We start from the raw sequence: 23,879 nt of genomic DNA, 5'->3' as shown, positions 1-23,879 counted from the left end.
GATTAACACTCACTTACAATTGCCTTTCCAGGCTGGTTATTCAGAGTCCATAACCAGAGACTTTTCTCTAATCAAAACCTTAACTTTGTTCATAAGGCTGGTTGCCAGAGGCACAAGATCATGCCGAAATAGCCTCAACCGCTTTTCAAGCACCTGCATTAACTTTATTATTCGCCAGAAGAATAATATTTAATAAACAAACTATCGCCATTGTATGACTACCCATCCAAAAAACAACACGACACAGGCAGTCAAACAGAGAATTCTGCTGATGGCGCTGCTTCCGGGCATAATCATCTCCCTGATTATGGGCAGCCTATACCTCTGGACACGCTTTTCTGAACTGGAACACCAGCTGCTGGAAAAAGCACAGAGTAACAGCGCACGTTTATCAACGTTTATTGATTTCGCTCTGATCGATGGCGATTTACAACAGGTGCAGGAGTTATCCTCTCTGGCACTGGAAGACCGGGATGTCAGAGCCATCAGCCTGCTGGACGAACATGGACGTAAAATCATTCATGCCGGACCCAGGCTCAGTATTGCTGAAGACCTGCAGAAATTCCCGACAGTGCAAACACTGGTGTCTGGTGATGAATCGTTACTGATAACATCACCTCTGTATCGTCTCGAAAGCAACAACTCCCGTATTATCGGCTGGCTTCGGGTCGAATATTCCTACGCACCGACCAGCCTGAAAAAATACCGGTCTCTGGTTTTCAGCGCCTTGCTGGTATTGCTTGGGCTAGGGGCAGGAACCCTGTTCTGCCTCAAGCTGGGACACTCAATACTGCATCCGCTTGAACAGATAATGAACCGCCTGGCAACTATCAGCAGCGGTAAAATTCATCAACGACTTGAGACCAACCCTACCAGTCTGCTGTATGAACTGGAGTCCACCATCAACGCTATGCTGAACAGCGTTGAACAGGCCAGCGACACCATGCGCAAAAGCGTGGAGCAGACAACAGAAGAGTTACAGGAAACACTGGAGACTATTGAAATCCAGAACGTTGAACTGGACCTTGCCCGGAAAGAAGCCCTGGAGGCCAGTCGCAGCAAAAGCGAATTCCTGGCTAATATGAGCCACGAAATAAGAACACCACTGAACGGTATTATTGGTTACACCAGCCTGATGCTGGAAGGTGAGTTGAAACCTCAGCAGCGGGAATATCTCATCACCATAGAAAAATCAGCACAGGGACTGATGTCGATGCTGAACGATATTCTGGACTTCTCACGTCTGGAAGCTGGCAAACTGGAACTCTACAACAGCCGCTTAAACCTGCATTCCGTTATCGACGACGTACTATCCATTATGGCACCTGCCGCCTGTCATAAATCACTGGAGCTGGTCAGTTTCATTTATAACGATACCCCTGCTGACATCATGGGCGACCGGCAGCGACTGTCGCAAATCCTGATCAATCTGGTCAGCAATGCCATTAAATTTACCAATCATGGCAGTGTTGCGGTTCGGGTGATGCTGGAGCATAAGGACGACAATGGTTTCATGACCCTGAAGTTCACAGTGACAGATACGGGCACAGGCATGACACCAGGGCAGCATTCAAAACTGTTCAGGGCGTTTTCTCAGGCAGACTCCAGCCGCAGCAGGAAAGCCGGGGGAACCGGACTGGGTCTTGCAATCAGTAAAAGTCTGGTGGAACAGATGCACGGAGAAATCGGGCTGGATTCCGATCTGGGCAGAGGCTCAAGTTTCTGGTTTACCATCCGCAGCCATGCCGCCGACAATAAAACGGTGAAGCATACTCCCACCGCCTCAAAACGTTCAGTTCTGCTGTATGAACCTCTGGAACTGTCCAGACTGGCTATCACCCATCAGCTCGAGCGCCTGAACTGTCTTGTTGAACCTCTGGGAGAGAGGCAGGATGTTGCCAGACACCTGAAGTCTAACCGGTTTGACCTGATCATCCTCAGTCAGGAAGACCGGTCATTGAAAACCGTTCTGACAGAAGCCGCCGAACTGTCTCAAAATACCCCCGTCATGGTACTGACCACCACCAGTTCAACCGATGAACACCCGGACGTACTGCCTGAGAAAGTCAGCACGCTATCCAAACCAGTTGGTCAGCAGCGTCTGTCGGATGCCCTGGCGGATATTGATTCAGGCAAAGGGTTCAATCGCAACCTGGACAGACAGCCCTCTCCACAGACGAAGCAGTCAATTCTTGTGGTAGACGACAATCCGGTGAATGTGAAGCTGCTGAAAACCATGCTGACCAATATGGGGCAGTCCGTCAAAACCGCCAGCAGTGGTTTTGAAGCCATTGAACTGTGTCAGTATACTCTGTTTGATCTGGTTTTGATGGATGTCCAGATGCCCGGTATGGATGGTATTGAAACAACACGACAGATACGGGCTATGGAACATACATGCAGTTCTCTGCCTATTATTGCGGTCACTGCCCATGCCCTGCCCGATGAAAAGAAGCTGATTCTGCAAAGTGGCCTGAATGACTATATGACCAAGCCGGTTAATGCACGACAATTGGCTAATATGGTCAGCCACTGGACCAGTGAGCCAGTCCAGAATAAACCCATCCCCGGGGAAAGCCAGCCTGCAGGCAATCAGACCACCGGATCAGCCAGCAGAAACGATCCGGTAGACCGGGAGCGAAGCATTCAGCTGGCAGGTGGAAATGCGGCACTGGCTGATGAAATGCTCGAGATGCTGGTCAAAGGGCTGGACAACGACCTGGAAACACTGCAGCGACACGCCCGGCACAACTATCACAAAGGCTTGCTGGAACGGGTTCACCGACTACATGGTTCGTGTCGTTACTGCGGCGTGCCAGAACTGGAGAAGAGCTGTTATCAACTGGAGAGCCTGTTAAAACAGAACAGGCAAATAGATACTTCTAATATTCAAGCACAACTCAAGCACCTGTTTTCTGCCATTCAGCATTTACAGGACTGGTATCTCAAACATTCAGATTCAAAAAATAAAAGTATGGAATCCTGTTTACCTTTACAAGCAGTCGATGGTTAGCCTTTATGATTACGAAATGTGAATTACCATGAATGATTAAAGTTTTTCTGTTGACTGCTTTTTTATTAATGCGTCATAAGACGTTTAAATGACTTCAGAAATAATACCTGATGCCGTATTTGTTTTTTTAAATAAAGCGTCAAAAACACACAGCCCTGCTATGCTGGATGTGCTGAATATTGGCAACCAGTTACAAGCTTGGTTTTTAGGCTTGGAAATTTTCTGACCTGCTATTCAGGGAAGATGGATAAGCCAACTGTTATCTGGCTGCTCGTTTGATTAACCTTATGAAGGGTATTCACTATGTTATTTCGAACGTTCACCATCCGGTTTCTGGTGTTTCTTTTCTTTACGCTTGCGATAAAATCTTATGCAGATGAAAAAGTGGTTAAGAGGTGCCAGGCATTAGAAGACTATACAGAAGAACATCACCTCTGGGACACCTGCATCAATTTTCTCAGTCAGAGTGGTTATTCGGACTATGAGCCTCACGCGATACATGAATCTGTGGATTTAAATTATGATCTGAGACAAATAATAAAAAACAGTAAAAGCAAACGTTTTGTAATTTTCCTCGCTGAGGCTGGTTATATGTCAGAAGGGACTATCAAGATTGAAGATCTTGATATTGCGTTTGTCGGAGTTAAAAACAGCACTAGCAATAAGTCCCATATTGTTATGGTTGAGCCACCCTCCCCAACTGTAAACCCCAAGGCTCCTAATAAAAAACCCGGTGCTTTTATAAGGTTTGACGCGCCTGCCAAACAGCTGATGTTTAAAAATATCACGCTGAGTGACGTCAATACCCATATGGATCACCCGGCTCCAGATACGACCAAACCGATAGTAAGTACTGGGTTGATTGATATCACATCAGCCCAGAGTGTAGTCATTGATGACTCTGAGGTTGAATCCCACTACCACAAAGATGCCATTTACTTCGGATGCGGTGACAGTGCGCTTCTTTCTGACTTCAGCCTTACCAATTCCACCATTAAAATACCAGCAGAAAGTTCTCATGCTATTGACTTCCATTGCGGGAAAAAAGGGGTTCACTATAATGCCCAGATAGCGTTCACAACGTTTGGTTTTAATACTGCTCCAGTAGGGCGCTCACCTGCCGCAAAGACACCCACTCCTACTAACTGGGCAAACAAAACCACAAGCACTACGACCAGCGCGTTCAGCTTGCCATTCAAAGACACTATGATTCATATTGATGTTGAAGGAAGCGTCAAGTTCACAAATAGTCCCTGTAATCGCCTTAAATACACTGACAAACAATCCATTCAACACCAGGTGCCACTGGATCAAACTCTGTTTGTAGATGATGTTATGAGTTTCGATGGGCTACTCACAATAACCGAAATCAATTCACCCTCTGGCACCTATTTTACTCATGAAAATCATAAAAGGATCGTAGATGATACATTTTATCTACAAGAACTGTGTCCTGTGAAGCTTGATCAGTACAATGCCAAAAAACTGTCAAACTTCCTTCCCAGCCGAGTACTGATTCAAAGCCGATTGGGAGGTCAACCGGTCACTAAGGACGAAACTGACTGGGAGAGCAAGTACTACGCGAAAAATACGCATGCTATAGCCACTACTGTGACTACGGCAGTTTTAGCCATAGCAACTCTTGGATTGGCAGGCGCCACTGCTTACTACAGGCATAAGGCACATAAATATTCTCACACCGAACTTGTGGGTGAATAAGTTTATCCGGGCACGGATTGAGAAGCTTTTCTTTCCACTCGACTGTTTATTCGCAGGGCAGAGGACTCTGACCTGCGAATAAAACTCTCATGATTCCAGCACAACAAATGCCACAGCGGCATCCACCTCATCTGACAGGCTCAGATGAATTGAGTGAATGCCGCGCTGTTGCTGCAATTCCATGGCATAGCCATTGAACGTAAGTTGCGGAGCGCCCAGCTCATCATTGCTGACTTCCATGTGCTGAAACGACACTTTGCCAATACCCGTACCCAACGCCTTCGATGCCGCTTCTTTGGCGGCAAAGCGCTTTGCCAGATAAGCTGCAGGATTTGCCTGCCGGGAAAACACAGCCATTTCAGTACCGGTCAATATACGACGGGCAAAGGCTTCACCGGAAGGTTTATCCAGAGCTTTCTGAATACGCTCTATGTGTACGATATCCGTTCCAATTCCGGCAATCATCGGTGCAGGGACGCCCTCAGCATCAGTGTTTTCATTTCCCGAACCGCCTCTTTCAGACCGACAAACAACGCGCGTCCGATAATAGCGTGTCCAATATTCAGCTCATTTATACCGGCAATTGCAGCCACGGGTTCAACATTCTGGTAATTCAGGCCATGACCCGCATTAACAATCAGGCCTTTGCTCAGTGCGTATTCCGTCGCATGTTCCAAACGCTTCAGCTCAGCACGGATGCACTCATGACTGGTTGCTTCGGCATAAGCCCCGGTATGCAGCTCAATGACTGAAGCACCCGCATCAACAGAAGCCTGAATCTGGTCAACATCCGGGTCAATAAACAACGATACTTCAGACTCCTGCACAGCCATGCGCTGACAGGCTGCAGCAATAGCAGCCTGATTAGCCATAACATCCAACCCCCCTTCAGTAGTCAGCTCCTGTCGTTTTTCAGGCACCAGGCAGACACTCTGAGGCTGAATTTCTTCAGCGATCGACAACATCTCTTCTGTCACCGCCATTTCCAGGTTCATACGGGTCTGTAGTACCTGGCGAATCAATCGAACATCCCGATCCAGAATATGTCGGCGATCTTCCCTCAGGTGCAGGGTAATGCCGTCAGCTCCTGCCTGTTCTGCTTCAATCGCAGCCTGAACCGGATCGGGGTAATTGATACCACGAGCCTGACGAATAGTGGCAATGTGATCAATGTTCACACCCAGCAAAATACGCTGATGGGGAATCATGCAGATACTCCTCGTTAAACCTGGAAAACTAAAGCTGGTAAATTAAACCTGATGCGTTTAAGTCTGGTCATTTCACTCGGACAAAACTGTATCACGCCTATCCATTTTGGTGAAAAGCTCCCTGCTTTGCAGGGGTTTTTCACCAATCAGGGGCAGCAGAGCCAGTCGGGTAAAACGCTTGTAAGAAGGCAAGCACTGACCCCGGGTAAAATCTCTCGCCGCCATAGCCTGCAAAGCAGCACCGGAAAAACAGTCAACCTTGACCGGCATGTCATCATTCAGCCGTACCAGTCCCTGTTCTGGCAGCAGACGATAGTTAGCATCGGACTGAACCGCCTGCCCCGTTGTTATATCATGTTCAAGGTCAGGTAAATAACCGGTCAGCTCCAGCAGTTCCAGCTCAAACCAGCGCAAAACCGGTTCAACCGCTTCTTTACCCTGTAGTATTTCGATCACCTTTTCATACAGCTCAGGCAAACCGTCCATTGGCTGCCCGGGAAGAACCGCACGCATGACCAGCTCGTTCACATAAAAGCCACAATAGAGAGATTGCCCGGAAAGCCGGATGGATCGGGACAGTTCAATGCTGGTCAGAGTTTTCAGCTCACTGCGCCCGCGCCAGCTTAACCAGACCCGGGTAAAGGGTTGCAACAGAGGGGCTATTCGTGATTTCGCCTGCCGAACCCCTCGTACGACCATGGCCAGACGACCATAGTCTTCCACAAGGAATTCAGCAATGACTGAGCGCTCTTTATAGGGTCTGCTATGCAGCAGCCAGGCTGCGCTCAGATCATTCATAGGTTTTATTTACAATCGTTATTTAGACTGGTTATTTGGACTCGTTATTTGGACTCGTTATTTGGACTCGTTATTTGGAGTAGTCATAACCAAGGCTCTTCAGGGCGCGGTCATCATCAGACCAGCCACCTTTCACCTTCACCCACAGGTTCAACATCACCTTGGCATCGAACATTCGTTCCATGTCCTTGCGAGCCTCCTGACCAATGGTTTTCAGGCGGGCGCCCTTATCACCAATCACGATGGCTTTCTGTCCCGGACGCTCCACCAGAATCAGGGCGCTGATGGTCAGCAGCGGGCCTTTGGGGCGCATTTCATGCTTGAACTCTTCAATTTCTACCGTCATTTCATAAGGCAGCTCATCGCCCAGCTGACGCATGATCTTTTCACGCACCAGCTCTGCCGCCAGGAATCGGGAGCTGCGATCAGTAATCTGATCTTCCGGGTAGAAATGCATGCTGGCTGGCATCATGCCTTCGATCATCGTTTCCAGCTCTTTCAGGTTATTACCTTGTTGCGCTGAGATCGGCATAATAGCCTTAAAGTCATACTTTTCAGCCAGTTCCTGCAGGTACGGCATCATCTTAGCCTTGTCTTCAATGCGGTCAACCTTGTTGATCGCCAGAATCACCGGACAGGGCGCATGTTTGAGTTTATCCAGAACCAGCTGGTCTTCATGGGTCCACTTTAAACGATCCACAACAAAAACAATGGCGTCAACGCCGGTCAGGGCGCTGGTAGCCGCACGGTTCATGTAGCGGTTAATCGCTTTCTTCTGCTCTTTGTGCATCCCGGGCGTGTCAACATAAATTGTCTGCACACTCTCTTCGGTCTTGATGCCCAGTACCTGATGGCGGGTAGTCTGCGGGCGTCGGGATGTAATAGACAACTTCTGTCCCAGAATATGGTTCAGCAGCGTTGATTTACCTACATTCGGACGACCGACAATGGCAACATAACCACAACGGGTATTCTCATCACTCTGCACAGACAGGTTCAGCTCGTTTACTTCAGTGTTCATGAGCTTTGGGCTCCCAATAATTCCAGTGCCTTGCGGGCAGCCTGTTGCTCTGCACCGCGTCGACTTGATCCTTTCCCCTGACTGCTTATGCTCATGGCTTCCAGTTCACACAGAACGGTAAACTCCTGATTATGGGCATCGCCTTCGATACCCGTCACACGGTACTTGGGCAGAGCTTTCTGTCGTGCCTGCAGAAATTCCTGCAAACGGGTTTTCGGGTCTTTGTTCTGCTGATCTGTAACAGAGAGTCCGGCAAGGCGGTCTTTAAACCAGCTGCGAATGCGCTCATGGCAGGTCTCCATGCCGGCATCCAGATAGATAGCGCCAATAATGGCTTCCACCGCATCTGCCAGTATGGATTCACGACGGTAACCGCCGCTTTTCAACTCACCGGAGCCCAGTCGCAGATAGTCTCCAAGCTCAAACTCCCGACCAATTTCTGCCAGTGTCACACCGCGCACCATACGGGCGCGAAGCCGGCTTAACTGACCTTCCCGGGCATCGGGAAACAGCTCGTACAACGCTTCTGCAATAACAAAGTTAACGATAGAGTCACCCAGAAACTCCAGTCTCTCATTATTGCGACTGCCGCAGCTGCGGTGCGTGAGAGCCAGCTCCAGACGACTGCGGTCAGAAAATGTATAGCCCAGCCTGCGTTCCAGCCGGGCAAGTTCATCAGACTTCACTGAGGTTTTACTTTCCAGTCATGTTCAAAAGATACGATCAGGTCTACGTTCCTGATAAATTCAATACGACGTTCATAGTCAATCGCGATACTGACCCCGTCGTACCTGCCCTGCACTATCTGAATTTCTTCCGGATGCAGTTCAATCAGGTTGGTCTGCAGACCTTTGTCAAGCCAGTCCTTTACTTCTGAAGCGTCTGCCCTGGCGATGCCAGGCTTTTCATCCAGAGACGTCAGTATCCGGGAAACAGCAAAATCGTCCATATACAGGGGACCCAGCTTTACGGCTGCCATGATCAACAAGCCACCGACCATTATAGTCGTCAGAATGCTGGATATGCCCAAACCTTTTTGTCTGTTTCTTATTCCAGTCATTGCTCTCTCCTTGTTAAAAAACCGCTGTGGGTTTTACCCCCGGCGGCTTCGCAATTGCTCAGACTTCCTGATTAAGAATAAAGCACCAGCCTGCACATGGGAAAACCCGATGCAGGCTGGGCAGGTTGTTACCTGTGTAACAACACTTCAGATAATAAGGACTGCTACTCAATAGTTAGTGAATACTTCCATTGTTCTTGAAATTAGGCAGCTTTGTCCAGCTTGGCCAGTGCATCCAGATGTAAACGGCCTTACCTACTATGTTCTGCTCCGGTACAAATCCCCAGTAGCGACTGTCGTTACTGCGGTCACGGTTATCACCCATAACAAAGTACATGCCTTCCGGCACCTGCCAGATGCCTTCAGCCATCAGGCTGCGCAGATTTTTATCCTTGCGAATCTGGTGGCTGCTGCCACCAATGATTTCGTTGTAAAGACTATGTGGGTGACCATCGTTAAGGTTCGCCACCAACTGCTGTTTTACCTTCTGACCATTAATAAACAGCTCTTTGTTCACATAGCGAACTTCGTCGCCCGGTACACCGATCACACGTTTGATAAAGTTGATGTTCGGGTTCTGAGGTTCCTTAAACACCATCACTTCGCCACGCTGCGGCTCATTGTTAGACCAGATTTTGGTACCAGTCACTGGCAAGCGCAGGCCATAGTCAAACTTGTTGACCAGAATAAAATCACCCACTTCCAGTGTTGGAATCATTGAGCCCGATGGGATCTGAAAAGGCTCAAACAGAAACGAGCGTAAAACCAGCACCAGCGCCAGTACCGGAAAAATAGAAACCGACGTCTCAATAAGAGAAGGCGGCTGTTCCAGGGAGTCAACGACCTTCGGGTCAATGTCACCGGTTAAACCTGCCTTGTAACTGGCAACAGCCGCGCGACGACGAGGCATGAACACCAGCTTGTCAGCCAGTGCAATGACCCCGGTAACTGCCACTGCAATGACCAGCAATAACGGAAAATTAATATCCATGGTTATTTGTTCTCAGTCACCTAATCTGATTTTTGTACCGTTCACATAAAGAAGGCAAAAGCCCTCTCTTACTTGTCCACTTTCAAAACCGCAAGGAAAGCTTCCTGCGGAATCTCTACGCGGCCTACCTGCTTCATACGCTTCTTACCCGCTTTCTGCTTTTCAAGCAGCTTACGTTTACGAGTGGCATCACCACCGTAACACTTCGCCGTTACATTCTTGCGCAGTGCCTTAACAGTGGTACGGGCAACAATCTGACCACCCACAGCCGCCTGAATCGCCACGTCGAACATCTGACGGGGAATGATCTCTTTCATTTTCTCAGTCAGTGAGCGACCACGGGGAATCGCGTGATCCCTGTGGGCAATCAGCGCCAGTGCATCGACTTTCTCGCCGTTAATCAGGATATCCAGCTTCACCATTCTGGCCGCCTCAAAGCGGTCGAAGCTGTAATCCAGCGACGCAAAGCCACGGCTGACCGATTTGATACGATCAAAGAAGTCCAGCACTACTTCATTCATTGGCAAATCATAGGTGATAGACACCTGACCGCCAGTAAACTGCATATCTTTCTGCACGCCACGACGTTCGACACACAGGCTGATCACGTTACCCAGGTAGTCCTGAGGTACCAGAATACTGGCCTGAACAATCGGTTCGCGGATTTCTTCAATAGAAGCCGGATCAGGCAGGCGGGACGGGTTATCAACCTCGACCACATCACCATTTTTCATTTCTACTTCGTAGATTACGGTGGGCGCTGTGGTGATCAGATCCAGATTGTATTCACGTTCCAGACGCTCCTGAATGATTTCCATGTGCAGCATGCCCAGGAAACCACAGCGGAAACCAAAACCCAGCGCATCAGAGCTTTCCGGCTCGTAGAACAGGGAAGCGTCGTTGAGACTCAGTTTTTCCAGAGCTTCGCGGAAGTTCTCGAAATCATCAGAGCTGACCGGGAACAGGCCGGCGTACACCTGAGGCTTCACTTTCTGGAAGCCCGGCAGCGCCTTTACATCCGGGGTTTTGGCGTGGGTCAGGGTATCACCGACCGGCGCACCGTGAATGTCCTTGATACCCGCAATGACATAGCCGACTTCACCGGCTTTCAGCTCACCGGTTGCTTCCATTTTCGGGGTAAAGATACCGACGTTATCGACACCATAAGCCTGACCGGTGGATTTCACCAGAATCTTGTCACCCTTGCGCAGCACACCGTGTTTTACGCGCACCAGGGAGACTATGCCAAGGTAATTGTCGAACCAGGAGTCGATAATCAACGCCTGCAGCTCGTCATCAAGGTTGCCTTCCGGAGCTGGAATGGTTTTCACCAGTTCTTCCAGAACGTCTTCAATGCCGAGACCACTCTTAGCGGAGCAGCGAACCGCTTCAAGGGCATCAATACCGATAATCTCTTCAATTTCCTGGGCAACCCGTTCAGGTTCAGCCTGAGGCAGGTCCATCTTGTTCAGGACGGGCATCACTTCCAGCCCTTGCTCAATGGCGGTGTAACAGTTGGCTACCGACTGGGCCTCTACACCCTGAGCAGCGTCTACCACCAGCAGCGCCCCTTCACAGGCAGACAGAGAGCGGGAAACTTCATAAGAGAAGTCTACGTGTCCGGGAGTGTCGATAAAGTTGAGCTGATAGGTTTCACCGTCTTTGGCGGTGTAATCCAGAGTTACGCTTTGCGCCTTGATGGTGATCCCGCGCTCACGCTCAAGCTCCATGGAGTCCAGTACCTGTTCCTGCATTTCACGGTCGGAAAGGCCGCCACAGGTTTGGATAAAACGGTCTGCCAATGTCGACTTGCCATGGTCGATATGGGCAATAATACTGAAATTCCGAATACGGCTAAGATCGCTCACGATTGCATCACTACAAAAAAGATGTCCCCGCCAGGCGTGTTACCACTCCAACGGGGACAGTTGTTCAGCTTGCAGGGTCTTCATCATCACCGCCACTCATTTCATCATCGGCTGAAAAAAACCGACAGGGTGGGATAGTTGAAGCTGCTGTAATTAAAGTAGATTCTACAGCATGTCGGGCCGCCACTCCACAACTGCGGACCCGAACAGGCTGATAAACCTTTAATCCGTCAGACGGAAAGAAATATAGGCAGGACGCCCCTGACGCACAACCCGCATGGAAATTGAGCGATTTTTCGGCAACTTGCGTACAGTCTCGTCAAATTCTTTCAAGGTCTTTACCGGCTGATTATCCAGATGAGTAATCACATCCCCCTGACGAAGACCAATACTGCGACCAACCCCAGAAGTCAGACTGGTCACCACAACACCTTTGGCATCGTCATCAAGGCGCAGCTTGTTGCGATAGTCATCATTAAGGGTTTCTACCTGAATCCCGAGGCGGTTACTGGTGTCAGCTTTGGCTTTCTTCTCAGTGCGACTCGCATGTTCGTCAGGCAGCTCACCGACTTCAACCATCAGGGTTTTGCGTTTGCCGTTACGAATCAGCTCGACTTCAGCCTTGTCACCCGGAGTGATCACCCCTACCGCCATCGGCAAACTGCCGGAACGCAGTATGTCTTTGCCATTCAGTTTGACAATCACATCACCCGGCTGCAGCTTAGCCTTGTCAGCCGGACCTCCGGGAACGACCTGACTGATCAGGGCGCCCATCGGTTTGTCCAGCCCAAAGGATTCTGCCAGATCGCGATCGACCTCCTGAATCGCAACGCCCAGCCAGCCACGAGTGACATAGCCTTTATCTTTCAGTTGCGCCACAGCCCAGCTCACATGATCAGCCGGAATGGCAAAAGACAGCCCCATAAAACCACCGGAGCGGGTAAAGATCTGAGAGTTAATACCAATCACCTCGCCGCTCATATTAAACAGAGGACCGCCCGAGTTACCCGGATTGATTGGTACATCAGTCTGAATGAACGGTACGTAGGAATCACTCGGCAGACTGCGATTCTTAGCACTGACAATACCTTTGGTAATGGAGTACTCAAAGTTAAAGGGGGAGCCAATAGCAGCTACCCATTCCCCCGGGCGAACTTCATCAGAACGACCCATTTTTACCACCGGCAGCTTCCGGTCTGACTTGATTTTAAGAAGTGCCAGGTCTGAACGCTTGTCGGCACCAATCAGCTCTGCTGTTTTTTCACTGCGATCACTGAGTCGAACGATAATGGTGTCAGCTCCATCGACCACATGGTTATTGGTAAGAATGTAACCATCATCTGAGATAATAAAACCCGAACCTAACGACATGGGTTGTGGGCGTCCGCCGGATGGTTCATCCGGTATCGGCACACCAAAATAACGCCGAAAAATTTCAGGCAAATCTTCACCACCCGGACCATAGAACTGACTGCGATTATTCTTCGGGGTAGATAACGTACTGACATTGACGACGGCTGGCGACGCCTGTTCAAACAGCGTGGCAAAGTCTGGCAAGACCTGCATATTGGCAGGCGGTTTGACAATAGGTACAGCACCCACCAGTAGTGTTGTGAGCAAAAAGGCACCGATGAGTTGCAGTGATGTTTTAATGAGATGAGAAGTCCCCTGCCTGCCACCTCTCTTCAAAATGGTTTCCCCAACTTTCATGAAGCTGACTCCTCCTGGTTCAGGTGATATTCCTGTAGATTTTGAGCCTGGCTATCGGGCGATTTTTCTCTGCTTCGACTTACCGCCTTCAGCTCTGCACAAGGTTATAAAATAGCGCTTTAAGTCCGGTTAATCTGTATCCTGCTTGCCAAACTTCTGTAAACATTTCCTAAAGAGCCGTTCTGGACATTAAGCACCCTGAGTAATGCTACCAAAATTCCCGGAGCGTTATCGCAGAACTTTTTTACTGCAAAAGATAAAAAGTTTATACACATTTATTTTTTGCTGTTTGACCTTCTGAGCAACTGATTTCTGTTCAGCACATTAGGTAAGGCGGGGCTATTGCCCCGTCCTTCCCACAGAACCGTGCGTACGGACCTCGTACACGGCTCCTGCACTCTCTATCCCTTAACAATAAGGGGCAAGAACGCCCGTTTTAACGCCTTCCAAATTGAACAACTTTATCTCATTGAACCAGTTGTTCGGCATGGCTAAATGCGACAGGGGACTGCACGCATTTCTCCATGAACGCATTTTGATGTACTTAAATGGTGGCTTGTAACCCAGTTGCTTCAGCCGACGATGCAGCTTCGCTGGTTTCTTCCACTGTTTCAGTTGTAAACATCTCAGCCTGCGCCTCATCCATCCTGTCAGCCGTTTTAATTCACGACTACAGTTCGCTATCCTGAAGTAATTAGCAAATCCTCGTATCACAGGGTTCAGTTCTCGGATTACTCCTTCAAGGTTCGTTCCCCGATTCCTTTTCGTGATTCGCTTTACCTTTGCTTTCAGTGCGTTGAGCTTCTTTTCCTGTATGCGCGTATAGCTGCTCAGGATTTCAACTCCCAGAAATTTCACACCCTCGCCGCTATGGGCTATGTGTGTTTTATTCTGGTTGACCGTCAGTTTCAGGTCTTGCTCCAGTACTTTGGTCGCCACTTTCAGAGCGTTTTCTGCCGCTGCTTTGGAGCCACACAGAATCAGGATATCGTCCGCATAGCGGACAATCCTGTGCTTGCGTCGCATCATTTCCTGATCAAACGCATCAAGATAGACGTTTGAGATTAAGGGACTGATCACTCCGCCCTGTGGACTGCCTGTTTCCGTGGCTTCCAGTTGATAGCCAACCATCACCCCGCTTTTCAGGAACATTCTGATCAGGTTCAGGATGCTTCCATCTGCCACTTTGTGCCTGAACGCCTTGAGAATTAACTCGTGGTCGAGTCGGTCAAAGCATTTGGACAAGTCCATGTCCACCACCCAGCGTCTGTCGTACTTCCGTATGAACAGGGTCGCCTTGGTAATGGCTTGATGGCAGCTTCGATTCGGTCTATACCCATAGCTGGACGGGTGGAAGTCCGGATCAAAGATCGGGGTCAGGATATTTAGAAGTGCTTGTTGGACGATTCGGTCTTTTACTGCGGGGATTCCCAGCAGACGCTTTCCACCGTCTTCTTTGTCGATTTCTACACGCTTTACCGGTAGCGGTTTGTAGCGCTTTTCCCGCAATTCAAGCAGTAACTGTTCAAGATTCCCACGCAGATTCGAGGCGTAGTCGCTCAGGCTCTGCCCATCTATTCCGGCCGCACCTTTCGCTTTCCATACCTTTTTGAATCCGTTGTAAAGCGCTTCCATCGTCAGCAAGCGCCCATACAGGCTATAATATACTCTCATCAGTTACTGTCTCACGACAGACAGATTGCGCCATCCTTCTACTGTGGCCGGATTCTTCATGGACATTCACAGGCGTTCTGGCTCAAGGCAATCTACCTGCTACCTGTCCTTTACTCCCGAGCGCGGCTCTTTCTTTTAGCAGGATTGTTCCCAACCTCACCAGCCGAAGATGTCCTGCCTCGTCAGGCAGCTTGTGCGCTCACAGTGTCATTCCTGCGGTCTGACTGTTCTTTAAGAATGCTTCACCCCTTCGCAACATCTGCCGCTTTTGACGACACATGCCCTACAGTCACTCTGGCTGTAGTCATTCCGGTTTTGCCCTCCGAACGGTTACCCGCCTTCACAGGCCGGAATTTCATCACTACTACAGGATCATCTGCCACCTCACACCACTGTTACCCTTGAGTTTCCTCTTGCGATAACAGCCCCTGAGATTCAGAGATTGATGCCAGGCTTCCCCAGTTACTAAACGGTTCCCTGTCAGAAATGCCACCCTCAAGCACAGAGTTGGGACTGACTGAGTATCGGGCTTTGCGCTATTTCGCACGCTTGCCGCTCCCAACCTGCCGAATCAGGTTCGCTTGCGCTGTGTACCTCTGACTTCCTATGGCTTCCTTCAGACCCAACCGTTGGCCAGTTACGCCCTTGCCATTCAGATTGCCTTCCCCTCAGTCGGGGCGGCTCAGGCTTCTTTCAGCCTGACGGGTTTGCCCGCTTCGCTGGGCAAACAAAAAAAGGCAACACCTCAGGGTGTTGCCTTTTTCTTCACTTGCATGAAGTGCGAAATTACATCGTCAATGATGTAACTCAATCCTTACAGAGGACGAATATCTTCAGCCTGAGGACCCTTCTGGCCCTGAGTCACTCGAAATTCAACCTGCTGACCTTCTTTCAAAGTCTTGAAGCCGTCACCAACGATCTGACGGAAGTGGGCAAACACGTCAGGACCATTGTCCTGAGCGATAAAACCAAAACCTTTCTCTTCGTTGAACCACTTAACGGTACCGGTAGTAGTAGACATAATCATATCCTGTTTTTAAGCAAAGTAAGCCATTCAGCCCCTATGGCATGAATGACAGTCAAGCTAGAAGATTTGTTATTACTTATGGTAGAACAGGACGAGATACTACTCTCGGAACACTAAATCTATACATAAAGAATCAAACACACTTATAACGTGGCGCCCATTTTACATGGCTTCGAGCTATCGGCAACTAGTATAAACCAATTTTTATTGTTGACACCAGCATACCAATAAAAAACTCTGCCTTCAGGTTCTCTTGACATAAGCCATTCAGGTTAACAGTGCGTATTGGCTCTCCTGACAGATGTCGTGCTTTTAGCGAAGCTGTTCTCTGGATACTCAGAACTGTCAGACTTTGAGAATGCACCCATTGACAGCACTGCTGTCAGAGTTCATGCAGGTCAGGCAACCCAGGGCCGCATTGGTACCAGTTCCGGCTCATCCAGCTGCCTTGGGATTACCTTCAGCACCTGAACCCGACACAGTTCACCGGCTTTTTGTCCAAGCATTCGGACAGGCACAAAACCCGCTGCCAGACCTGACAGCGCCAGCAGTACTGTAGCCAGGTCACCCAGAACCAGAAAACTGCCAAGCCACAAGCCTGCCATCATACTTAACAGCGGCAGCAGGTAAACGACCATGGAGGCTTTCATCAGAGAATCTTCAGGGATACCAATAACAACTTCATCGTACTCTTTGATGGCTGATCCGGTTTCATTGACAGCCCGAATGTAGGAATGCGTTTTACTGCTTTTGTACTTTTCTGCCAAGTGCTGCCCACAGCCGTTTTTGGCGCTACAACTGGAGCAGGTTGTCTTACGAATGGATTCAACCCAGACAGCACCATCTTCTACGGTCACCACCCGGCCTTGCTCTTCAATCATTACTTCTCAGCCTGTTTATCACTGGCGGGGCGAACCGATACCGCCACCCGCTCAGCAGTACCCAGCGGTACTTCACCAACAACCGTGACATGAAAATAAGTATCGTTATTGCGGAATACTTTGGATACCGCCGCCATCGAACCAATCTGCTCAGATGACTGGCTTAATACTCTGGTTTCATCCGGCTCGACAAAGATCGAGAAACTCGCAATGCCGTCAGAGTAAATCACAGTGTCCACCATACGTTCACTGACTGGCGATTTGCGGCGTGTACGGTTACGCACTTCAAACCCGTCCGGAATCCAACCCGCTTCCCAACCCCAGTGTCCATTACCGCCCTTTTCCAGAGAACTCATGGTCACAGTCGTTTCATCAGGCAGGCCTTTCGACGTACGGTTGAGTAGTTTTATTTCCTGTTCTGAGAGGTGATCGGTAAATTCAAGGTTGGTAAACTGCATGCGCTCAATAATACGACCTTCACTATCAACCATGACCGACTTGAGCATCAGGCTGCTCTGCCGGTCAAGCCAGATTTGATAACCATAACGGAAACGGTCGGTCGGCACTACCAGCAACTGTACGGCTTCACGACCGGCAACCCGATCCAGCGCGGCAGGACGCAGCTGATAATACTTACCCAGGTCACTGCCGGTAAAGCGCCCTACCATAGGCATCAGTGACTCATGCTCAAAACGGACAGGTGGGCGGTCGGCACTGAGGAAAGTTATCTCACGTCCATGGCGCAATATTTCCCTGGGCAGACCATCCAGATAGCGAATCAGTTCTTTCTCATTGCCGCCCTGATTAGTGTGTAATACAGACAGTGTTTCCAGGCTTGAACCCTGTTGATAGACAAAGTGTCCACGGTAAGTCAGCTGACGAGTGGCTTCCGCCATGCTCTCCAGCCAGTCTCTGGGCTCTGAAGCCCGGGGGGGTTCTGCCGCACTCGATAAAGGTGCTGATTCAGCCTGGTTCGGGGTAACAGCTTCCTGCGCCTTTACCGGCGCTACCATCAGCACAGACACCAGCAATGCCGCCAAACTCCCCCTGTTTAAATGCATTCCTTTCATAAAGCTCACTGTGTGTCGAAACTGGTCAACCTCGCAAAGGGCAACATGCCCTGACCTCCCTGAACCGCACTCATTTCCGCGTGCTGCAAAGCGTAAGCACGGAAACGCTCGCGGGTCGCCCGACTGGCAACGTTTTGCGCCTGAGCCAGTTGTTCTGGAGTAATCGTGTCATGTTCGCGGGAGTTGTAACCCGCGCGGATCCCGGAAGCTCCGTAGTCATTTCTGGAAATCTGCAATGGCTGGGTAAGGGTCGCCTGATCGGAGACATCTGCCACAGTATGCACTTCTTCAACCTGGTTGAAGTTACGCACACCAACAATCACAGCAAAGGCGACAGACGCCGCAACGGCCACACGCCCCATTGAAGACCACCAGCTATCCAGCAGGCTGACAACATTGGTCATCCTGCCCACTGGCTGTATTTGAGGCTGTTCCTGCATCTGATGGGTTACTTCTTCCCGCTCAACCCTGTCACGGATGCTGGCAGAAAGATCAATATTCATAAACTGGCTGGTTTCATGCCTGACCGCATCACCAACCAACTGGTAACGACGTGCTGTTGCACGCAAGTCATCATCACTGCCCAGCTTTTCCAGAACTCTGCGCATTTCCAGCTCAGAAGCCTGACCATCGAGAGTAGCTGATAGGGACTCGTTCAGGCGGTCCCGGACATGATTGTGAGATGGCTTCTCACTCATAGATACACCCCTGGTGCTATCTTCTACCGCCCCCCCTGATGAAACCGGGGAAAACGGGTTGTCACTTTAAGTCCTGACGAATTTCATTACTGCTTTTAAAATAGTCAGCCTCGTTTGAGCAGCGGCTCTATTTCTCGGTCAATGGCTTCCCTGGCCCGGAAAATCCTTGAGCGCACAGTGCCGACAGGGCAGTTCATAACATGGGCAATCTCGTCATAACTTAAACCGTCAAACTCACGCAGCATCACTGCGGTGCGAAGCTCGTCCGGCAAACGACGAATAGCGTCATGGATAACGCGTTCAATCTCATCACGATACAGGTTCCGTTCGGGAGTATCCACCACTCTAAGGCTGGCTGCGGTATCCAGAAACTCGGCATCGTGTACGTCGATATCCGATTCTGGCAGCTTCCGGCCCTTGGACACCAGATGGTTCTTGGCTGTATTGACAGCAATACGATACAGCCAGGTATAAAACGAACTGTCTCCCCGAAACTTATCAATGGCCCTGTATGCCTTGATGAAAGCTTCCTGTGCTACATCCTGGACTTCCTGATAGTCATTCACATAACTACTGACCAGTCCCAGAACACGATGCTGGTATTTAATTACCAGCAGGTCAAAGGCGGCTTTATCGCCTTTCTGCACCCGTTCGACCAGCTGTTGATCCGCTTCCTGAGGTTCTACCATGCAAATATCCTCATCTGCTGGCAACCCTGCTCTGAATGCGGCAAACGACACTTATCCTCTAACTCAACGGGCTTTACAGACGTCATAGCCCAAGCTATCTTTTTCCAGCCACGAACCTTTTCAGGCTCTGGCAACTGGCTAAAAGCATCCTGAGAAAAAGTGTTTTTTGCACTACGGATTCTTTCTGCTTCTCTATAGACCATAATCCGGCCTGAAAGTTCCCGAACTCGTTAATTTTTTTTTCAGTTTTTACTGAAAAGATGATTCGGATCACCACAGCGTACTATAGTGCCGACCGTAATTTCTATATACTAACAAGCCGTTTACAGGTCTTATATGTATATTTAAAGAATGTCTCATCTTTACAGTGCATCTCGGTTAACCCATCGGCACCAAAGACGTGAGACTTTAGGTTCTGTGAACAGAACCTGAAAACCGCCAGAATATCATTGAGTCATTTTCTGGCAGTATGCAAAAAATATCCGACCTGTTAAACATCTTTGCAAACTGTTTTAAGACGGCCTCTTAGAGCCATGACACTCAGGAAACCTGATGTCAGATGACAGCAACGGAGACTACCCTGTCCCAAAGCTCATACTGGCAGACATCATCATGATTCCAACTATTATGGATCGGATGTGCAGTATCGTCAGATACCAGGGTTCAGGGAATTCAAATGCATCAGTCTTATAATTACGACGTCATCATTATTGGTAGCGGAGCCGCTGGTCTGACTCTGGCACTGCATCTTGATCCGAATTTGCGTGTTGCCATACTCAGCAAAGGTGACCTCAATGCCGGTTCTTCCTCTGGCGCCCAGGGCGGGGTAGCCGCTGTGCTGGACCCTTCGGGTGACAGCCTTGAACAACATACCCGAGACACCCTGATTGCAGGTGCCGGACTGTGTCGAAAAGACGCAGTGGAACACATTGTCAAAAACGGCAGGGACAGCATCCACTGGCTGATTGATATTGGCGTACCTTTCACTGAAGATAAAAAACGCAACCACTCCTTCGGCTTTCACCTGACCCGTGAAGGTGGTCACAGCGCCCGGCGTATTATTCATGCTGCCGATGCAACGGGGCAGGCTATTTCTGACACCCTGATCGCCAGGGTCAGACTGCAACCCAATATTGATATTTATGAACACCACCTGGCCATTGACCTGATCACCAGCCAGAAGCTGGGTGTCCAGCAACAAAAAGGGTTGGGCGCTTATGTTCTCGACCTGAAGTCTGACCGGGTTCACCTGTTTAAAACTAAAGCCCAGGTACTGGCCAGTGGCGGTGCCAGCAAAGCCTACCTGTTCAGCAGTAACAGCGATGGAGCCAGTGGCGATGGCATTGCTATGGCATGGCGCGCTGGCTGCCGTATTGGCAACATGGAGTTCAACCAGTTTCACCCGACCTGCCTGTATCACCCAAACGCCAAATCCTTCCTGATTTCAGAAGCCGTTCGTGGTGAAGGCGGGCAATTGCTGCGACCGGACGGCACCCGTTTTATGCCGGACTACGACTCACGTGCCGAACTGGCTCCCCGTGATGTTGTTGCCCGTGCCATTGACCACGAGATGAAGCGCCTGGGAGCAGACTGTCTGTTTCTCGACATCAGTCATAAAACAGCGGAGTTTGTCCGTTCTCATTTTCCGACTATTTATGAGCGCTGCCTGGAATACGGTATCGACATCACCAGGCAGCCTATACCGATTGTTCCCGCTTCACATTACACTTGCGGCGGTGTACTCGTGAATCATCAGGGGCAGACCGATGTTCCCGGTGTTTACGCCATTGGTGAATGCGCCTTCACAGGCCTGCACGGTGCCAACCGTCTGGCCAGCAACTCTCTTCTGGAGTGTTTTGTAACAGCCAGAAGCTGCGCAGACACCATCAATCGCTCCATCCACGAAATAAATAACAGTGAAACCTTGCCCGACTGGGATGAGAGCCAGGTGACAGACTCGGACGAAGGAGTTGTCATTTCCCATAACTGGGAAGAACTGCGCCGTTTTATGTGGGACTATGTTGGTATTGTTCGTACCACTAAACGTCTGCTCAGGGCAAGAAACCGGGTCAAACTGCTGCAGTCTGAAATTAATGATTTCTATAGTAACTTCAAGGTCAGTAACGACCTGATTGAACTGCGCAACCTGGCTCTGGTTTCAGAGCTAATTATTGAAAGCGCACTGTCACGAAAAGAGTCAAGGGGTTTGCATTATACGCTGGACTATCCGGCAACAGCTCAAAAGGTTGAAGATACCATCCTGACACCCAATAACTTCCGCCCGGAATATGCAGTAGAGTACTAAAATCCTCTACAAAACCATTACTCCTGACCAGAAAGCCTGCCCACGGCAGGCTTTTCACCCCGCCCCCTGACGTTATCTTATTACCGAGATTACACAAGCTTCAGCTCAACCGCTGACATACTTTGAAATTACTATTCACATTATTTGTACGCAGTTCCATCAGGCTTGTTCTTTTTCAATAGCAGACGCAACCTCAACGCATGCAGTGAAGCCGCTTTATCAGTATCAGGCCAGAGGCAAACCGGATAGTTCCCCACACCAACCCATGATAATCCGTTCTTTTTTTCTTCAGTACGGAAGCAGAAAGCCATCAACCATGGTGTCACCAGCAGAGTCCCTGTCGTCCAGGCTCGCTGCCAGCCTGATTTCGTTAGCAGTAGCCATTGATCATTGCGATAGCGCAGGGCAAGCACACTGTCCGGGCTGGTCCGGGTAATATGTCGCTGATAAAAACTTCTTGCATAAACAACCACCAGTGAAGAAATGAGTAGTTGCAGGAGAAAGGAAAGACTTGAAAACCATGGCGCAAGCAAAGCAAGGAAATGAACACAGGTCCCGACAGCCAGCATAAACCAGGACCGGTGTACACGAATCTCGATCAACTCATCGTCATCAGACACCATCTGTGTTAAAGCTGCGGCGGGCGTAGGTGATAACCGTATCAATCATGGCAGCCAGCTCCTTATCGTCCGGGCGCTGCTCGCTCATAAACCAGGAAAACAGATCCGCATCCTGACAGTCCAGCAGGCGCACATAAGTCTGCTGGTCTTCTGCCGACAGGTCCTTCAGCACTTGATTGGTGAACGGCTCCAGCAAAACATCCAGTTCCAGCATGCCCCGGCGACTGTGCCACTGAACCCGTTTAAAATCATCACCGCTTAATTTCATTCGGCAAACTCCTTGTTAGTCAGGGCGGTATTATAAGTTCACCCCTCTCAGGAAGCGACTCTAAAGGCAACAAATTTTCACATTACGACAGTCGCCACAGTGTTGCGAGACGGTACTTTCCTCTATTATTGGGCTCAAACACGCCGGCTTTTTCCTGAGTACATATCCGAGCCTATTATGAGTAATGATCACGCTTCCCTGTTTGCCCCATTCCTTGAACAAGTGAGCCATGCCAGCCTTGCCGATCGTCACCAGTCAGCAATGAGCCTGCTGACTGATCGTGGCTTTCTCAGCGTCAGCGGCCCAGACAGTCAGCGATTCCTGCAGGGACAACTGAGCAACAATCTTGACAGACTGGAACCTGCCCAACATCATCTGAGTACCGCATGCACCCCCAAAGGCAGAATGTACAGCGCGTTTCGCCTGCTCCATTCCGAAAACGGCTTCCTGCTGTCGATGCACAAAGGACTTCTGGACGCTACTCAAACGACACTTGGCAAATATGCAGTGTTTTTCAAATCAGAACAGACTATTGATACCTCCCTGGTCGCTCTGGGGTTATCAGGCTCCAATATTAAAGGCACACTTCAGACGCTGTTTGGCAATACCCCAGAGGATGCTTCGGCCATGCAGGTTGAAGAAAGTGTCTGGTTGCTGGCCGTTCCCGGCAGCTGTGAACGCTATGAACTCTGGCTGCCAGCTGACCAGCTGCCTACCTGGTGGAATAAGCTGAAACAGAATTTTCTGCCAGTCTCCCAGTCTCACTGGCGTCTGCTGGATATCGAAGCGGTTATCCCTGAACTATTGCCTGAAGCGGCTGAGCAATACATTCCACAACATCTGAATCTACCCACCCTGAATGCGGTCAGCTTTCGCAAAGGGTGCTATACAGGGCAGGAAATTGTTGCCCGCATGCAAAATCTGGGGCAATTAAAAAGCCGCTGTTACCACTTGACTACCGATTCAGCCGTTGAGTTACCTCCTAATACCAAACTGACCAATACAGCGGGTAAAACCATTGGTGAAGTGTTGTATGCAGTCACACCGACCGATGCCAACCAGACCGAACTGCTTGCCGTTATACGGGTAGAAGCCGCTGAAACCAGTGATGTACAACTGCCTGACAATGACATCAACTTCACTGTTGCGCCTCTGCCATACAACATTGATGCAAAAGCAGAACTCCAACGCTGACCGACCTGTGAGAGAGTCTTTGACTCTCTCACATTTCTTTCTGGGCATTCAATATATGCATGTTG

Annotated in this window: 23 protein-coding genes; 6 read left to right on the top strand and 17 right to left on the bottom strand. The window is 49.7% G+C overall.

The genetic code is table 11. The features are described 5' to 3' along the window. The first annotated feature begins 214 nt into the window (after window positions 1-214). From NX722_RS05100 to NX722_RS05090, 3 genes are all read left to right on the top strand, one after another. Window positions 215-3,013, top strand: a complete 2,799-nt coding sequence (locus tag NX722_RS05100) for a response regulator (RefSeq protein ID WP_262567010.1) — start codon at window positions 215-217, stop codon at window positions 3,011-3,013. 88 nt (window positions 3,014-3,101) lie between these two features. Then, window positions 3,102-3,239, top strand: coding sequence for a hypothetical protein (locus tag NX722_RS05095; RefSeq protein ID WP_262567009.1), 138 nt, complete (start codon window positions 3,102-3,104; stop codon window positions 3,237-3,239). A gap of 110 nt (window positions 3,240-3,349) precedes the next feature. Further along, window positions 3,350-4,732: a hypothetical protein gene (locus tag NX722_RS05090; RefSeq protein ID WP_262567008.1), complete on the top strand. Its 1,383-nt coding sequence runs from the start codon at window positions 3,350-3,352 to the stop codon at window positions 4,730-4,732. A gap of 87 nt (window positions 4,733-4,819) precedes the next feature. Here the strand turns inward: NX722_RS05090 and acpS are convergent, their stop codons facing one another. From acpS to ltrA, 10 genes are all read right to left on the bottom strand, one after another. Then, window positions 4,820-5,197: a holo-ACP synthase gene (gene acpS, locus NX722_RS05085; protein ID WP_262567007.1), complete on the bottom strand. Its 378-nt coding sequence runs from the start codon at window positions 5,195-5,197 to the stop codon at window positions 4,820-4,822. Continuing rightward, window positions 5,194-5,940 carry a pyridoxine 5'-phosphate synthase gene (pdxJ, locus tag NX722_RS05080; RefSeq protein ID WP_262567006.1) on the bottom strand — a complete coding sequence of 249 codons (747 nt, stop codon included), beginning with the start codon at window positions 5,938-5,940 and terminating at the stop codon, window positions 5,194-5,196. Before pdxJ ends, acpS begins: the two co-directional genes overlap by 4 nt. Before the next feature lie 72 nt (window positions 5,941-6,012). After that, window positions 6,013-6,738, bottom strand: a complete 726-nt coding sequence (gene recO, locus NX722_RS05075; protein WP_262567005.1) for a DNA repair protein RecO — start codon at window positions 6,736-6,738, stop codon at window positions 6,013-6,015. A gap of 70 nt (window positions 6,739-6,808) precedes the next feature. Next, window positions 6,809-7,759, bottom strand: a complete 951-nt coding sequence (era, locus tag NX722_RS05070) for a GTPase Era (protein ID WP_262567004.1) — start codon at window positions 7,757-7,759, stop codon at window positions 6,809-6,811. Continuing rightward, the gene (gene rnc, locus NX722_RS05065) at window positions 7,756-8,445 is read right to left on the bottom strand and encodes a ribonuclease III (RefSeq protein WP_262567003.1); all 690 of its coding nucleotides are present in this window, start codon (window positions 8,443-8,445) and stop codon (window positions 7,756-7,758) included. Before rnc ends, era begins: the two co-directional genes overlap by 4 nt. Continuing rightward, window positions 8,442-8,819, bottom strand: a complete 378-nt coding sequence (locus tag NX722_RS05060) for a DUF4845 domain-containing protein (RefSeq protein ID WP_262567002.1) — start codon at window positions 8,817-8,819, stop codon at window positions 8,442-8,444. Before NX722_RS05060 ends, rnc begins: the two co-directional genes overlap by 4 nt. A gap of 175 nt (window positions 8,820-8,994) precedes the next feature. Further along, on the bottom strand, window positions 8,995-9,810 hold the full coding sequence (gene lepB, locus NX722_RS05055; protein ID WP_262567001.1) for a signal peptidase I: 816 nt from the start codon (window positions 9,808-9,810) through the stop codon (window positions 8,995-8,997). Between the two features lie 68 nt (window positions 9,811-9,878). Further along, window positions 9,879-11,678: a translation elongation factor 4 gene (gene lepA, locus NX722_RS05050; protein ID WP_262567000.1), complete on the bottom strand. Its 1,800-nt coding sequence runs from the start codon at window positions 11,676-11,678 to the stop codon at window positions 9,879-9,881. A gap of 222 nt (window positions 11,679-11,900) precedes the next feature. Further along, window positions 11,901-13,388: a DegQ family serine endoprotease gene (locus NX722_RS05045; protein WP_262566999.1), complete on the bottom strand. Its 1,488-nt coding sequence runs from the start codon at window positions 13,386-13,388 to the stop codon at window positions 11,901-11,903. Between the two features lie 408 nt (window positions 13,389-13,796). Further along, window positions 13,797-15,062: a group II intron reverse transcriptase/maturase gene (gene ltrA, locus NX722_RS05040; RefSeq protein ID WP_262563619.1), complete on the bottom strand. Its 1,266-nt coding sequence runs from the start codon at window positions 15,060-15,062 to the stop codon at window positions 13,797-13,799. 581 nt (window positions 15,063-15,643) lie between these two features. Here ltrA and NX722_RS05035 point away from each other — a divergent pair. After that, window positions 15,644-15,868, top strand: a complete 225-nt coding sequence (locus NX722_RS05035; RefSeq protein WP_262566998.1) for a hypothetical protein — start codon at window positions 15,644-15,646, stop codon at window positions 15,866-15,868. Between the two features lie 8 nt (window positions 15,869-15,876). Here NX722_RS05035 and NX722_RS05030 read toward each other — a convergent pair whose 3' ends face one another. From NX722_RS05030 to rpoE, 5 genes are all read right to left on the bottom strand, one after another. Continuing rightward, window positions 15,877-16,083 carry a cold-shock protein gene (locus NX722_RS05030; protein ID WP_153767103.1) on the bottom strand — a complete coding sequence of 69 codons (207 nt, stop codon included), beginning with the start codon at window positions 16,081-16,083 and terminating at the stop codon, window positions 15,877-15,879. 404 nt (window positions 16,084-16,487) lie between these two features. Beyond that, window positions 16,488-16,970 carry a SoxR reducing system RseC family protein gene (locus NX722_RS05025; RefSeq protein WP_262566997.1) on the bottom strand — a complete coding sequence of 161 codons (483 nt, stop codon included), beginning with the start codon at window positions 16,968-16,970 and terminating at the stop codon, window positions 16,488-16,490. Then, on the bottom strand, window positions 16,970-18,040 hold the full coding sequence (locus NX722_RS05020; protein ID WP_262566996.1) for a MucB/RseB C-terminal domain-containing protein: 1,071 nt from the start codon (window positions 18,038-18,040) through the stop codon (window positions 16,970-16,972). Before NX722_RS05020 ends, NX722_RS05025 begins: the two co-directional genes overlap by 1 nt. Before the next feature lie 5 nt (window positions 18,041-18,045). Beyond that, entirely contained in the window at window positions 18,046-18,738 is a 693-nt protein-coding gene (locus NX722_RS05015) for a sigma-E factor negative regulatory protein (protein ID WP_262566995.1), read from the bottom strand. A gap of 104 nt (window positions 18,739-18,842) precedes the next feature. Next, a complete protein-coding gene (gene rpoE / locus NX722_RS05010) occupies window positions 18,843-19,427 on the bottom strand; it encodes an RNA polymerase sigma factor RpoE (protein WP_262566994.1) in 585 nt (194 codons plus the stop codon). Window positions 19,428-20,103: 676 nt separating this feature from the next. Between rpoE and nadB the strand changes: the two genes are divergently transcribed. Beyond that, window positions 20,104-21,732 (top strand): L-aspartate oxidase, encoded by a 1,629-nt coding sequence (gene nadB / locus NX722_RS05005; protein WP_262566993.1) that lies wholly within the window; start codon window positions 20,104-20,106, stop codon window positions 21,730-21,732. A 140-nt stretch (window positions 21,733-21,872) separates the two neighbouring features. Here the strand turns inward: nadB and NX722_RS05000 are convergent, their stop codons facing one another. After that, window positions 21,873-22,355 (bottom strand): protein YgfX, encoded by a 483-nt coding sequence (locus tag NX722_RS05000; protein WP_262566992.1) that lies wholly within the window; start codon window positions 22,353-22,355, stop codon window positions 21,873-21,875. Continuing rightward, window positions 22,345-22,620 (bottom strand): FAD assembly factor SdhE, encoded by a 276-nt coding sequence (locus NX722_RS04995; protein ID WP_262566991.1) that lies wholly within the window; start codon window positions 22,618-22,620, stop codon window positions 22,345-22,347. The genes NX722_RS05000 and NX722_RS04995 overlap by 11 nt, the downstream gene beginning before the upstream one ends. A 177-nt stretch (window positions 22,621-22,797) precedes the next feature. Here NX722_RS04995 and ygfZ point away from each other — a divergent pair, with 177 nt between their 5' ends. Continuing rightward, the gene (gene ygfZ / locus NX722_RS04990; protein ID WP_262566990.1) at window positions 22,798-23,814 is read left to right on the top strand and encodes a CAF17-like 4Fe-4S cluster assembly/insertion protein YgfZ; all 1,017 of its coding nucleotides are present in this window, start codon (window positions 22,798-22,800) and stop codon (window positions 23,812-23,814) included. Window positions 23,815-23,879 lie beyond the last annotated feature (65 nt).

The sequence above is a fragment of the Endozoicomonas gorgoniicola genome (genome assembly GCF_025562715.2).
In the GTDB taxonomy this organism is placed as follows: domain Bacteria; phylum Pseudomonadota; class Gammaproteobacteria; order Pseudomonadales; family Endozoicomonadaceae; genus Endozoicomonas_A; species Endozoicomonas_A gorgoniicola.
Note: the sequence above shows the minus strand (reverse complement) of the source record. Positions and strands in the feature narration are given on the sequence as shown.

Excerpts from the sequence above, each read along its gene's own strand:
- NX722_RS05100 (WP_262567010.1), top strand. The coding sequence starts at position 215 with ATGACTACCCATCCAAAAAACAACACGACACAGGCAGTCAAACAGAGA.
- NX722_RS05095 (WP_262567009.1), top strand. The coding sequence starts at position 3,102 with ATGACTTCAGAAATAATACCTGATGCCGTATTTGTTTTTTTAAATAAA.
- acpS (WP_262567007.1), bottom strand. The coding sequence starts at position 5,197 with ATGATTGCCGGAATTGGAACGGATATCGTACACATAGAGCGTATTCAG.
- pdxJ (WP_262567006.1), bottom strand. The coding sequence starts at position 5,940 with ATGATTCCCCATCAGCGTATTTTGCTGGGTGTGAACATTGATCACATT.
- recO (WP_262567005.1), bottom strand. The coding sequence starts at position 6,738 with ATGAATGATCTGAGCGCAGCCTGGCTGCTGCATAGCAGACCCTATAAA.
- era (WP_262567004.1), bottom strand. The coding sequence starts at position 7,759 with ATGAACACTGAAGTAAACGAGCTGAACCTGTCTGTGCAGAGTGATGAG.
- NX722_RS05060 (WP_262567002.1), bottom strand. The coding sequence starts at position 8,819 with ATGACTGGAATAAGAAACAGACAAAAAGGTTTGGGCATATCCAGCATT.
- lepB (WP_262567001.1), bottom strand. The coding sequence starts at position 9,810 with ATGGATATTAATTTTCCGTTATTGCTGGTCATTGCAGTGGCAGTTACC.
- NX722_RS05045 (WP_262566999.1), bottom strand. The coding sequence starts at position 13,388 with ATGAAAGTTGGGGAAACCATTTTGAAGAGAGGTGGCAGGCAGGGGACT.
- ltrA (WP_262563619.1), bottom strand. The coding sequence starts at position 15,062 with ATGAGAGTATATTATAGCCTGTATGGGCGCTTGCTGACGATGGAAGCG.
- NX722_RS05030 (WP_153767103.1), bottom strand. The coding sequence starts at position 16,083 with ATGTCTACTACTACCGGTACCGTTAAGTGGTTCAACGAAGAGAAAGGT.
- NX722_RS05025 (WP_262566997.1), bottom strand. The coding sequence starts at position 16,970 with ATGATTGAAGAGCAAGGCCGGGTGGTGACCGTAGAAGATGGTGCTGTC.
- NX722_RS05020 (WP_262566996.1), bottom strand. The coding sequence starts at position 18,040 with ATGAAAGGAATGCATTTAAACAGGGGGAGTTTGGCGGCATTGCTGGTG.
- NX722_RS05015 (WP_262566995.1), bottom strand. The coding sequence starts at position 18,738 with ATGAGTGAGAAGCCATCTCACAATCATGTCCGGGACCGCCTGAACGAG.
- rpoE (WP_262566994.1), bottom strand. The coding sequence starts at position 19,427 with ATGGTAGAACCTCAGGAAGCGGATCAACAGCTGGTCGAACGGGTGCAG.
- nadB (WP_262566993.1), top strand. The coding sequence starts at position 20,104 with ATGCATCAGTCTTATAATTACGACGTCATCATTATTGGTAGCGGAGCC.
- NX722_RS05000 (WP_262566992.1), bottom strand. The coding sequence starts at position 22,355 with ATGGTGTCTGATGACGATGAGTTGATCGAGATTCGTGTACACCGGTCC.
- NX722_RS04995 (WP_262566991.1), bottom strand. The coding sequence starts at position 22,620 with ATGAAATTAAGCGGTGATGATTTTAAACGGGTTCAGTGGCACAGTCGC.
- ygfZ (WP_262566990.1), top strand. The coding sequence starts at position 22,798 with ATGAGTAATGATCACGCTTCCCTGTTTGCCCCATTCCTTGAACAAGTG.